Source organism: Fluviicoccus keumensis (assembly GCF_004217445.1).
GTDB classification, from domain to species: Bacteria; Pseudomonadota; Gammaproteobacteria; order Pseudomonadales; family Moraxellaceae; genus Fluviicoccus; species Fluviicoccus keumensis.
Window position 1 is genome coordinate 13,909 of the sequence record NZ_SHKX01000015.1, and the last position, 12,180, is coordinate 26,088.

A 12,180-nucleotide genomic window follows, 5' to 3' on the forward strand; every position below is an offset into this window, starting at 1 on the left:
TCCGCCGGTTAGTGCCGGCGAACCTTGCGGGGTCAGAAGCGGAGATTCAGCTGGGCGCCAAGCAGGTTGGCTGTTCCCTTGTAGGTGGCGGAGTATGAGGTGCCGAAGGCGGGTTTGCTGACGTTAACTTTCGAGGGATCTTCCTTGATGTACTCGTAGGCGGCATCCATCGACAGCTTGTCAGAAATCTTGTAGCTGATGCCGATGGTGACATAGTCACGGTCATTGCTGGGTACGCGGACACTGCGGTAAGCGCTGTTGATCGGGGTTTCATCATGGCCAATGCCGGCGCGCAGGATGATGGCGTCACTGTACTGCCAATCTGCGCCGATGCTGTACAGCCACGAATCATGCCAGTGCAATTCCTCGCCAACCGTCGATAGCAGCGCCGGAGCACCGCTGTTGCGGATCAGGAGCTGATCCAGAACACTCCACTGGGTTTTGGAGGCCAGGGCCTGAAAGGTCACGATCGTGTTCAGGCGGTGGGTCAGTGACAAGTCCCAGGAGCTGGGGGTGGAGATATCCAGTGCGGCATCATAACTGGCGGAGGCGCTGCCGGTGACTGTCGGCAGGTTGGACACCAGGGTGGTGCCGGTCAGTGTGTAATTGGTCCGGCCATGATAGGTCAGGCCAACACGGGTGTTCTCGTCGAAGCTGTATAACGCACCCAGATTAACGCTGGTCGACATGTCGTCGCCTTCAATCATCAGGGTGCTGCCAGGGGCCAGCGGGCTGACATAACTGGACAGGGTGCCTTCAATCTTGCTGATGGCGACGCCCAATCCGAGCGAAAGATTGGGAGCGAGTTGCAGGCTGGCGGTTGGTTGCAGGGCGACAACCTTTACCTTGCTCTTGTCGCCAAAATAGCGGCCCTGAAAGCTGTCTTCGTAATTGGTTGCCAGGCCGAACGGTGCGTAAAAGCCGATGCCGGTGCTCAGCTTGTCGTTGATCCGGGTAGTGATAAAGCTGCTGCCGACAATGGAGGCCGGAACCATGTCGCCATAGTTGGTGCCTGTCGCCGGAATGCCGGAGGGATTTTCAATATCCGCCGGGGCGTCAATCAGGGTCATGTTGCCGCTGACCTGGGTGCCTTCCAGCTGCGACATCCCGGCCGGGTTGCTGTAAAGGGTGGTAGCGTCAGCCGCGCTTGAGCCGCGACCAGCCAGGGCAGTGCCCAGGCTCTTGATGCTTTGCTCATTCAGGGAAAATCCGGCAGCAGCAGCCAGGCTTGGGGCAGCCAACACCGCCAAGGCCAACAGCGAACGTGTACGGTTCATGGGTTCGTCCTTTTTATTCTGGTTGTTCAAGCAAATACAGCACAAGATTCCCGAAAAAACAAATCTTCAATTCAGGCTTTTTGTGTCTCGGGGGTGTCGGCTTCCTTCCAGGGGGCCACCCGGACCAGCATGAGCATGCCCGGAATCCCCAGCCAGGTGCAGATCCAGAAGAAATTGGTCCAGCCCAGTCCTTCAACCATGAATCCGGCGTAAGCATTGATGACGGTGCGGGGGACGGCCGCCAGCGCCGTCAGCAGGGCCAACTGGGTGGCGGTATACAGCGGGTTGGTGCTCTTGGCGATGAAGGCGACAAAGGCGGCCGTGCCCAGCCCGACGCCGAACGCTTCCGATCCGACCACAATCGCCAGCACCACAGGATTATGTCCCACCATCGACAGCCAGGCGAACAGCGGGATCACCGCCAGCTGCGCCGCGCCGAACAGCCACAGCGCTCGGTTGATGCCCAGCTTGATCATCCAGATGCCGCCAAGGATGCCGCCGACAATGCCGCTCCACAGGCCAGCGTTCTTGGCGATGATGGCGATTTCCGTCTTCGAGAAACCCATGTCCAGATAGAATTTGGTGGCCAGCGAGGTGGCCAGGCTGTCGCCCAGCTTGAACAGGAAGATGAACAGCAACACTTCCAGCGCCGCCAGAACGCCGTGGCGGGTGAAGAACTCCTTGAACGGCAGGATGATGGCGGCGTCCAGCGTGCGCGGCGGCAGCTGCTTCAGTTGCGGTTCGGCAATGACCAGTGACATCACCAGTCCGGGCAGCATGAACAGCGCTACCACAATAAACACGGTCGGCCAGGCCAGCCCGGTATCCGACAGGTAGAGCGCCAGCGAGCCGGGAATCAGACCCGCCAGCTTGTAGGCGTTGACGTGGATGGTGTTGCCCAGCCCCAGTTCGTTATCCGGCAGCAGCTCGCGACGATAGGCGTCAATGGCGATGTCCAGGGAAGCGCTGAGAAAGCTGACGGTAATGCCGACCAGGCTGATCAGGCCGATCTCGGTCGCCGGATTCAAGGAGCCCATCAACGCCAGCGCCGCGATCAGCAGCACATGCAGCAGGATCATCCAGCCGCGCCGCCGTCCGAAGTGACCCACCCGGAAGTGATCCAGCAATGGCGCCCACAGGAACTTGGCGATGTAGGGCACCTGCAGCAGCGCCATCAGGCCAATCGCCTTGATGTCGACATGGGCGTCGTTCATCCACGCGGGCAGCAGGTTGATGAAGACGAACAACGGCAGGCCGGAACTGAAGCCGGTGAAAATGCAGATCAGCATCCGCTTGTTGAAAATGGCTTCGCGCAGGGCGGGAGAATTCTCGCTCATGGGTTCCGGGTTCCGTATTTTTATCACGACGTCCGGTGCGTTCAGCCCGGCTCTGGAGCCTTGCAGGGTAAAGCAAAAAGCGGTTTTGTGTTAGGCTGGCCGGGATTTTTTTACAGGGAATATACCGTCATGAGCGCCGTGCGCGATGCCCGTTTGCTGATGCAGTCGTCCACCCGTGCCGTGCTGGCCACGCTGGGCCAGGAACCGGTCGCCGGTTTCCCTCTGACGTCGGCGGTACCTTACTGCCTCGATTCGGCGGGGCGGCCGTTGCTGCTGATTTCCCGCCTGGCGCGACATACGCAGCATGTGCAGCAGGATGGCCGGGTCTCCCTGTTTGTACAGGGGGAGGGCAGTGACATCCAGGCCAGTCCGCGCATCAGCATCGCGGGAAACCTGGAACCTTTGTCCGAAGCCGATATCAACGATGCGGCCGGTCGCTACTACCGCTATTTCCCGCACACGCAGGATTTTCACCGCATCTACGATTTTAGCTTCTGGCGCTTGCTGCCGGTGCGGGCGCACTTCATCGCCGGTTTTGCCAAGGTGGCATGGGTGGAGGGACAGGACTTGCTGGCCGCCAACCCGTTCGACCGCACGACCGAAAGCGACATGGTGCAACACATGAATGACGATCATGCCGATGCCTTGCCTTTATACTGTCGCCAGGCCGGCGTGGTCATGCCGGAAGGCGTCGCGCCGGTCATGACCGGCATTGACGCCGAAGGCTTCCACCTGCGGCAGGGCGACCGGATCGTGTATATTCGCTTCCCCCGACCGGTCAGCACCCCGCTGGAGGTGCGCCAGACGCTGGTTGCCCTGTTGAAATCCGCCCGCACCGGAGAAAATCCCGAATGAAAGGCCTGCTTTTGCTGGCGATCCCGGTCGCCGAAATCATCCTCAGCATCTGGCTGGGCAAGAAGATCGGCGGCTGGATGCTGTTGTTGTGGTTTGTCATGGCCTTCTTTGTCGGCCGCCAGCTGATGCGCAGTTCTACGCAGGTGCTGATGCCGCAAATGGCCAAGATGCAGTCCGGCCAGTCGCCGGAAATGTCCGCCGACTTGCTGGCCGCCATGTGCACCGCGCTGGCCGGTTTCCTGTTCATTGTACCCGGCGTCATTACTGACGGCATCGGGGTGCTGCTGCTGCTGCCGCCCGTGCAGGCGCTAATGCGTGACCAGCTGTCCGCCGCCATCAAGGGCCGTGGGCAGGGCTTCATGATGATGGGCGGCTTCGGCGGTGCGCAGTCCCCTTTCGGCGGTCCCTCGCCGTTCGGGCAGGGCGGTCCTTTCGGACAGGGTTCGCCGTTCGGCCGTGACAACTCCCAGGTTTTTGACGGCGAGGCCCGTGAGGTCAAGCCCGAAACCGAGATCAAGCGCATCGATCACAAGGATCAATAACGGCCCGCCAGTTCCGGGGCATTTTTTTTCAAATGCCCCTTGAAGCCCCTGAAGACATCCCCATTTCCCCCTCAGTCCCGCCCATAACCATTCATGGGGTGGGTGAATCGCCCGGGGCATGACCCCGGCGACCCCAGACAATCCTGTGTAAATATCGCAAAGTGGAGAGCGAACGATGAAAATCCGTCCCTTGCATGACCGTGTGGTTATCAAACGCGTTGAACAAGAAACCAAGACCGCCGGTGGCATCGTGCTGCCCGGTTCCGCCGCTGAAAAGCCCTCGCAAGGTGAAGTGATTGCTGTTGGCAACGGTCTGATTACCGAGGCCGGTGAAGTGCGCCCCCTCGACCTGAAGGTGGGTGACAAGGTTCTGTTCGGCCAGTATGCCGGCAGCACCGTCAAGGTCGACGGCGAAGAGCTGCTGATCATGAAAGAGTCCGAAATCTTCGCCGTGCTCGAAGGCTGATTGTTTCCCCCGTTTTCCTGTTTTGTAGAGGTTGAAGAATCATGGCTGCTAAAGACGTAAAGTTCGGTGACTCCGCTCGCCAGAAAATGATCAACGGCGTCAACATCCTGGCCGATGCCGTCAAGGTTACCCTCGGTCCCAAGGGTCGCAATGTCGTCATCGACAAGTCCTACGGCGCTCCGCACATCACCAAGGACGGCGTTTCCGTCGCCAAGGAAATCGAGCTGAAGGACAAATTCGAGAACATGGGCGCCCAGCTGGTCAAGGAAGTGGCTTCCAAGACCGCCGACGTCGCCGGTGACGGCACCACCACCGCCACCGTGCTGGCCCAGTCCATCCTGAACGAAGGCCTGAAGGCGGTTGCCGCCGGCATGAACCCGATGGACCTGAAGCGCGGCATCGACAAGGCTGTGCGCGCCGCTGTCGCCGAAATCAAGGCCATTTCCACGCCCTGCACCGACAACAAGGCCATTGCCCAGGTCGGTTCCATTTCCGCCAACTCCGACACCACCATCGGCGACCTGATCGCCCAGGCTATGGACAAGGTCGGCAAGGAAGGCGTGATCACCGTGGAAGAAGGTTCCGGCTTTGAAGATACGCTGGACGTGGTCGAAGGCATGCAGTTCGACCGCGGCTACATCAGCCCGTACTTCATCAACAAGCAAGACTCCATGACCGCCGAGCTGGACAATCCGTACATCCTGCTGGTGGACAAGAAGATCTCCAACATCCGCGAAATGATCCCGGTGCTGGAAGGCGTTGCCAAGTCCGGCAAGCCGCTGCTGCTGATCGCCGAAGATGTTGAAGGCGAAGCGCTGGCCACCCTGGTGGTGAACAGCATGCGCGGTATCGTCAAGGTTTGCGCCGTCAAGGCTCCGGGCTTTGGCGACCGTCGCAAGGCCATGCTGCAGGACATCGCCATCCTGACCGGCGGCCAGGTGATTTCCGAGGAAATCGGCCTGAACCTGGAACAGGCCGGTCTGCACGACTGCGGCCGCGCCAAGCGCGTCATCGTTTCCAAGGAAAACACCACCATCATCGACGGTGAAGGCAAGAAGGACGACATCGAAGCCCGCGTGAAGACCATCCGCGTGCAGATCGAAGAAGCCACTTCCGACTATGACAAGGAAAAGCTGCAAGAGCGCGTGGCCAAGCTGGCCGGCGGTGTTGCCGTGATCAAGGTTGGCGCCGCCACCGAAATCGAAATGAAGGAAAAGAAGGATCGCGTGGATGACGCCCTGCACGCCACCCGCGCCGCCGTGGAAGAAGGTGTCGTGGCTGGCGGCGGTGTCGCCCTGGTGCGCGCCGTCAAGGTTCTGGAAACCCTGAAGGGCGATAACGATGACCAGACCGCCGGTATCAACATCCTGCGTCGTGCCATGGAAGCCCCGCTGCGCCAGATCGTGACCAACGCCGGTGACGAAGCCTCCGTGATCCTGAACAAGGTCAAGGAAGGTTCGGGCAACTTTGGTTACAACGCCGCTTCCGGCGAATTTGGTGACATGATTGCCATGGGCATCCTCGATCCGGCCAAGGTGTCCCGCACCGCGCTGGAAAATGCCGCTTCCGTGGCCGCGCTGATGCTGACCACCGAGTGCATGATCACCGACATCCCCGAAGACAAGCCGGCAGCCCCGGCTATGCCTGACGGCGGCATGGGCGGCATGATGTAATAGCGGTCCTATCCGATCGTTGTTCCCGAAGGGGCGCCACAAGCGCCCCTTTTTCATGACGGCGTCCGGGGCTTGCCTGTCGTTTCGCCGTCCCTTATCCTAAAAGTTGTTTGACCCCAAACAGAAGGCGGGTTTGGTGTTGTTTTCAGGCTGACAATGCATTTCGTCGGCCAAACAGTACCTTTTGTAGGCAAGTCAGTCGGACTTGACTTACAATATGCCCGTCGATACCAAAGACCAACAACAAATAACAAACGACGGGGAAGTCATGCGCATGTTTACTACAGCACTGTTGGCGGCGTCTCTTCACACCGCACAAGCCTCTGCCGATTCCTGCGGTCAGCTGGCTAACAAATTCGCCGATGAAGATGCACGCGACTCCATGACCATTGGTGAAATGGATGAACTGCGCCTGTGTGTCGGCGAGTGGATGCGCGACCAGATACTGCAACGCAACAAGGCCGGTAAGCAAAGCAACGCCGGTGGTTCGGCCAACCAGACCGCCCAGGTCGAGGCCCCCTGAAAACTGTTGGCAAAATCCCCCAGTCTGGCTATAGTCATCCGAACACGATTCCAACCTGTTGTTCTTTCGATGAAAGCGGCCAGACTGACCTGAATTCCGCATGTCTGTAACTGTTGCCCTTCCGGGCAGACCTCCTTTCGCGTTTCCGCCGCCGACAAGACCAGCAATTCCAAACCTTTGTGCCTATTTTGTGAGCTTTGGTCATGAGCAAAGACAAACTGATTATTTTTGATACCACCATGCGTGATGGCGAGCAAAGCCCTGGTGCGTCGATGACCCTTGAAGAAAAGGTGCGCATTGGCAAGGCGTTGGAGCGGATGCGGGTGGATGTCATTGAAGCCGGTTTCGCCATTGCCAGTCCCGGCGACTTTGCGTCGGTGAAGGCGGTGGCCGAAGCCGTGCGGGATTCGCGGATTTGCTCGCTGGCCCGCGCCCGCGCCGAGGACATTGACCGCGCCGCCGAAGCCCTGAAGAACGCTAATGCCTCCCGCATTCATACCTTCATCGCCACCAGCCCCATCCACATGCAGTACAAGCTGCGCATGGAGCCGGATGCCGTGATCGAGAGCGCCGTCCGCGCCATCAAGTACGCGCGCAATCTGGTGGAAGATGTAGAGTTCTCCTGTGAAGACGCCGGTCGTTCCGAAATTGACTTCCTCTGCCGCATCATCGAGGCCGCGATCAACGCCGGCGCACGCACTATCAATATCCCGGATACGGTTGGCTACGCCATCCCCGGCCAGTTTGGTGAAACCATCAAGACGTTGCTGACGCGCATCCCGAATGCCGACAAGGCCATTTTCTCCGTGCATTGCCACAACGACCTTGGACTGGCGGTCGCCAATTCGCTGTCGGCCGTGCTGAACGGGGCGCGTCAGGTGGAGTGCACCATCAATGGTCTGGGCGAGCGTGCCGGTAACGCGGCCCTGGAAGAAATTGTGCTGGCAGTGCGCACCCGCCACGACCTGTTCCCGGTGGAAACCACGATCCGCACCCAGGAAATCGTGCCGACCTCGCGGCTGGTATCCAGCATCACCGGCTTCCCGGTGCAGCCGAACAAGGCCATCGTCGGCGCCAACGCCTTCGCGCACGAATCCGGCATCCATCAGGACGGTGTGCTCAAGCATCGCGAAACCTACGAAATCATGCGCGCCGAAGATGTGGGCTGGAACGCCAACCGCATGGTGCTGGGCAAGCACTCCGGCCGTGCCGCCTTCCGCGCCCGCCTGGAGCAGCTGGGCATTGACGCCGGCTCCGACAACTCGCTGAACCAGTTGTTCATGCGATTCAAGGAGTTGGCGGACAAAAAGCATGAAATCTTTGATGAGGACATTCATGCGCTGGTCAGCGACACCCAGACCGAGGTGGCGGAAACCTACAAGCTTGGCAGCCTGGAAGTGACCTCCAAGTCCGGCACCAAGCCGGAGGCCAAGCTGAGCATTATCGTCAACGGCGACAGCAAGGCCGTGACCGCCATCGGCTCCGGTCCGGTGGACGCCACCTTCCGCGCCATCGAGGCCATTGCCCATTCCGGCACCACGCTGGAACTGTATTCGGTCAACGCCATTACCAGCGGCACCGATTCGCAGGGTGAAGTCACCGTGCGCCTGAATCAGGCCGGACGCATCATCAACGGCCACGGCGCCGATACCGACATCGTCATCGCCAGCGCCAAGGCCTACCTGAATGCGTTGAACCTTATGGTGGCGAACGTTGAGCGCGCCCATCCGCAAGAAGGCGAGAACATCTGATGCTGGGTATGGGGGATGAAGGGCGCAGGCAGGCTTACCTGTCGGCGCTGGGCATCCCCGTGTGGACAGCCCGTCGCGAGCTGCCGCATGCCGCGTCGGCGGAGTCGCTCGATTTCGTCCCGTGGCTGCTGGATGAGCCGGAATTTGTTGAGAAAGATCAATCCGTTGGACTGGGTTCCTCGGGTTCAGTTCAATCAGGGCCTGAAGATCAGTTATCCGCTCCCGAGGATGATTTTTATGGCATGACTGCCGGTGGTCCGCCCGATGATGGTCCACCGCTGGATGCCTATCTCGATGATCCCGATATCCGCGCTGCTGCCGAAGTCGGGGCGCAGAGCGGCAAGGCGCTGACCCGTCAGCTGCTCGACAAGCCTGTCCCAGCGCAGCCCGCGCCGGCCAGCGCTCCCGTCAGGGCTGCTATTCCGGAATCCGCTGCCGACCTGCAACCCGTGCGTTTTCAGTTCGCGCTTTTTGCCTGCGGCCGCTACAGTCTGGTTGTGCCGCGCTTCCAGCTGCTCAGTCCCAGCGAGGACAAGCTGCTGGGGAATATCCTGACCGCCATGACCGGCCAGCGGACGTCGCCCTTGCAGTTTGCCTGGCCGATGGTGAACAACCACGCCATTCCCCAGCACCGTCGCGCCGCTTGCGAAGCCCTGTCGGGCTTCTTGCTGAGGCAGGACAAGAAACTGAAGGGCTTTATTCTGCTGGGCGAGCATGAACACGAACTGGCGGCCATTTTCGGCCAGAGTTCACCCTTGCCGGTGACTATGCAGCCGGGGCTGGGCATGTTGTTGCAACAACCGATGCGGAAGAGGGATTTATGGCTGGCGCTGCAAGCCTGAGTTTACGGGCGATGACTACCGCCGACCTGCCGCAAGTGCTGGCGATTGAGCGGCAGGTGCAGTTCGCACCGTGGTCGGAAAAGCTGTTCGCCGACGGTCTGGAGCGCGGGCATGACTGCCGGGTAGCCGTCGATGCGGGCGAGCGGGTGGCCGGTTTCAGTGTCGTGCAAAACATCCTGGATGAAGCGCACCTGCTGAATATCGCTGTCGATCCGGCACGGCAGGGGCAGGGAGTCGGCCGGCAATTGCTGACGGCGGTGACGGAGTCCGCGGCCGCCAGACAGGCCTCGATGATCTTTCTGGAAGTGCGTTCCGGCAACCTGCGCGCCATCGATCTTTACAACCGCGCCGGGTTCAATGAAATCGGCCTGCGCAAGAATTACTACCCCGCGCCCGGCGGCGGCAAGGAACATGCCGTGATGATGGCGCTGGTGCCCTAGGCGGTTTGGGGTTCCGGCGGTATTCCTTTATAATCCGCGCATTATTCCGCGTCCCCCGATTTGAATCCTGACATGACTGATCCCCAGCAACTCGCGGCAGAAGTAGCCGTTCGCCGAACATTTGCCATCATTTCCCACCCCGACGCCGGCAAGACCACCATTACCGAAAAGCTGCTGTTGTGGGGCAAGGCCATTCAGGTGGCCGGAACGGTCAAGTCGCGCAAGTCCGACCGCCACGCCACTTCCGACTGGATGGAGATGGAAAAGCAGCGCGGCATTTCCATCACCACGTCGGTCATGCAGTTCCCTTATCGCGACCACATCATCAACCTGCTCGATACGCCGGGTCACGAGGACTTCTCCGAGGACACCTATCGCACGCTGACCGCCGTGGATTCGGCCCTGATGGTTATCGACGGCGCCAAGGGCGTGGAAGACCGCACCATCAAGCTGATGGATGTCTGCCGCATGCGCGATACGCCGATCATCACCTTCATCAACAAGCTGGACCGTGAAAACCGCGAGCCGATCGAGTTGCTGGATGAAATCGAGACCGTGCTGAAAATCCGCTGCACGCCGATTACCTGGCCGATCGGCATGGGCCGCGACTTCAAGGGCGTCTACAACCTGCTGCAAGACCGCATCTACCTCTACCAGCCCGGCCACGGCAGTGAGATTGTTGAAGAGAAGACGATTCAGGGGCTGGACAATCCGGAACTGGATGCGGTGATCGGCGATCAGATCGACGCCTTGCGCGAGTCGCTGGAACTGGTGCAAGGCGCCAGCCACCCCTTTGATCTGGAGGACTTTCTGGCAGGAAGACTGACGCCGGTATTCTTCGGAACAGCGTTGGGCAATTTCGGCGTTGACCATATTCTCAACGGTTTCGTGGACTGGGCGCCGCGTCCCAAGCCGCACAAGGCGGCCGAACGTGAGGTCGAGGCGGCTGAAACCGGCTTCAGCGGTTTCGTTTTCAAGATCCAGGCGAACATGGATCCGAAGCACCGCGACCGTATCGCCTTCCTGCGCGTCTGCTCGGGCAAGTACGAGAAGGGCCTGAAAATGCAGCATGTGCGCGTGGGCAAGGAAGTGCGCATCGCCGATGCGCTGACCTTCCTGGCCGGTGAACGCGCGCATCTGGAAGAGGCCTGGCCGGGCGATATCATCGGCCTGCACAATCACGGCACCATCCAGATCGGCGACACCTTTACCGAGGGCGAAAATCTGCACTTTCTGGGTATTCCCCACTTTGCCCCGGAAATGTTCCGCCGGGTTCGCCTGAAGGATCCCTTGAAAAGCAAGCAGTTGCAGAAGGGTTTGAAAGAGCTGTCGGAGGAGGGGGCCACGCAGGTCTTCATGCCGTTCATCAGCAATGACCTGATCCTCGGCGCGGTCGGGGTGCTGCAGTTTGACGTGGTAGCCTTCCGCTTGAAGGAAGAGTACAAGGTCGATTGCGTCTATGAACCCGTCAACGTGGCGACGGTGCGCTGGATCGATTGTGACGACGAGAAAAAACTCGCCGAGTTCAAGAAGAAGGCGCATGATCAATTGTCGGAAGATGGCGGCGGTTACCTGACCTACCTCGCGCCGTCGCGGGTGAACCTGCAACTGATGCAAGAGCGGTATCCGGAGATCCAGTTCCGGCCAACCCGCGAACATTGATCACCGGGGCGCTCAGGGAGCGCCCTTTTGTTGTGTGGAGGGAGTGGATGAACATGCGGTTTCTGATCGTTGGCCTGATTGCGGCGGGACTGTCCGGATGCGACCAGCCCGAACCCCCGAAGCCTCCGGCACCTGCCAAGACAGCCCAGACCTTTGCGCCCCTCACCGTGACGGTGGAGAAAACCAAGGTTGCCAAGCCCGGTTGTAAGGCTAAAGCCTGCCCGACGCTGGAAACGGATCTGGAGCGGCCAAGCAGCGATCCTGTCATTGATGCGCAGGTTGATAGTGCGCTTGCCAGCATGATTCTGCTGGGCGACAAGCCGGTGCAGTACAGCAGCATCAAGACGCTGGCGGCCGACTTCTGGGCCAAGGCGGAAAGTGACTGGAATATCGAACTGCAAAGCCGTGTGCTGTACCAGAACGGGCCGTTACTCGTGGTGCAACTGGACTCGTATCTTTATAACGGTGGCGCACACGGCATTCCCAACACGCTGTACCTCAATATCGACCGGGCTCATGGCAACCGCGTGCTGACCTTGGCGGATATGCTGGCCGAAGGCCAGGAGTCCGCATTCTGGGAGCTGGTCAAGCCCCTGCACGCGGCCTGGTTGAAGGAAATGGACTCGACGGATGCCGAATTCGCGCAAACCTGGCCATTCAGCAAGACGCCCAACGTAGCGCTGCTTAAAGACGGGATCCGGGTGAAGTATCAGGTCTATGAAGCGGGGCCGTTTGCCTTCGGACAGCCGGAGTTTGTCGTGAGCCGGGATAAGCTGGCACCACTGTTGCGGCCGGAGTTTCGCTGAGCCGAC

Annotated in this window: 12 protein-coding genes; 10 read left to right on the forward strand and 2 right to left on the reverse strand. The window is 60.0% G+C overall.

What is annotated here, in order from left to right:
• Nucleotides 1–32: 32 nt before the first annotated feature.
• Nucleotides 33–1,277 (reverse strand): OmpP1/FadL family transporter, encoded by a 1,245-nt coding sequence (locus EV700_RS14250; protein ID WP_130414992.1) that lies wholly within the window; start codon nt 1,275–1,277, stop codon nt 33–35.
• Nucleotides 1,278–1,348: 71 nt separating this feature from the next.
• Nucleotides 1,349–2,614 (reverse strand): AmpG family muropeptide MFS transporter, encoded by a 1,266-nt coding sequence (locus EV700_RS14255; RefSeq protein ID WP_130414994.1) that lies wholly within the window; start codon nt 2,612–2,614, stop codon nt 1,349–1,351.
• A 129-nt stretch (nt 2,615–2,743) separates the two neighbouring features.
• Here EV700_RS14255 and EV700_RS14260 point away from each other — a divergent pair, with 129 nt between their 5' ends.
• The 10 genes from EV700_RS14260 (at nt 2,744) to EV700_RS14305 (ending at nt 12,174) form a co-directional block, all read left to right on the forward strand.
• Nucleotides 2,744–3,469: a HugZ family pyridoxamine 5'-phosphate oxidase gene (locus tag EV700_RS14260; protein ID WP_130414996.1), complete on the forward strand. Its 726-nt coding sequence runs from the start codon at nt 2,744–2,746 to the stop codon at nt 3,467–3,469.
• Entirely contained in the window at nt 3,466–4,011 is a 546-nt protein-coding gene (locus EV700_RS14265; protein ID WP_130414998.1) for an FxsA family protein, read from the forward strand. Before EV700_RS14260 ends, EV700_RS14265 begins: the two co-directional genes overlap by 4 nt.
• A gap of 175 nt (nt 4,012–4,186) precedes the next feature.
• A complete protein-coding gene (locus tag EV700_RS14270) occupies nt 4,187–4,477 on the forward strand; it encodes a co-chaperone GroES (RefSeq protein ID WP_130415000.1) in 291 nt (96 codons plus the stop codon).
• 41 nt (nt 4,478–4,518) lie between these two features.
• A complete protein-coding gene (gene groL / locus EV700_RS14275; RefSeq protein ID WP_130415002.1) occupies nt 4,519–6,150 on the forward strand; it encodes a chaperonin GroEL in 1,632 nt (543 codons plus the stop codon).
• A 274-nt stretch (nt 6,151–6,424) separates the two neighbouring features.
• Nucleotides 6,425–6,673 (forward strand): hypothetical protein, encoded by a 249-nt coding sequence (locus EV700_RS14280; RefSeq protein WP_130415004.1) that lies wholly within the window; start codon nt 6,425–6,427, stop codon nt 6,671–6,673.
• A gap of 203 nt (nt 6,674–6,876) precedes the next feature.
• Nucleotides 6,877–8,424 (forward strand): 2-isopropylmalate synthase, encoded by a 1,548-nt coding sequence (locus EV700_RS14285; RefSeq protein WP_130415006.1) that lies wholly within the window; start codon nt 6,877–6,879, stop codon nt 8,422–8,424.
• Complete coding sequence (locus EV700_RS14290; RefSeq protein ID WP_130415008.1) at nt 8,424–9,266, forward strand: hypothetical protein; 843 nt, start codon at nt 8,424–8,426, stop codon at nt 9,264–9,266. The genes EV700_RS14285 and EV700_RS14290 overlap by 1 nt, the downstream gene beginning before the upstream one ends.
• On the forward strand, nt 9,245–9,706 hold the full coding sequence (gene rimI, locus EV700_RS14295; RefSeq protein ID WP_242610279.1) for a ribosomal protein S18-alanine N-acetyltransferase: 462 nt from the start codon (nt 9,245–9,247) through the stop codon (nt 9,704–9,706). Before EV700_RS14290 ends, rimI begins: the two co-directional genes overlap by 22 nt.
• 72 nt (nt 9,707–9,778) lie before the next feature.
• Nucleotides 9,779–11,368 (forward strand): peptide chain release factor 3, encoded by a 1,590-nt coding sequence (locus EV700_RS14300; RefSeq protein WP_130415010.1) that lies wholly within the window; start codon nt 9,779–9,781, stop codon nt 11,366–11,368.
• Between the two features lie 47 nt (nt 11,369–11,415).
• Nucleotides 11,416–12,174, forward strand: coding sequence for an RsiV family protein (locus EV700_RS14305; protein WP_130415012.1), 759 nt, complete (start codon nt 11,416–11,418; stop codon nt 12,172–12,174).
• Nucleotides 12,175–12,180: the final 6 nt, after the last annotated feature.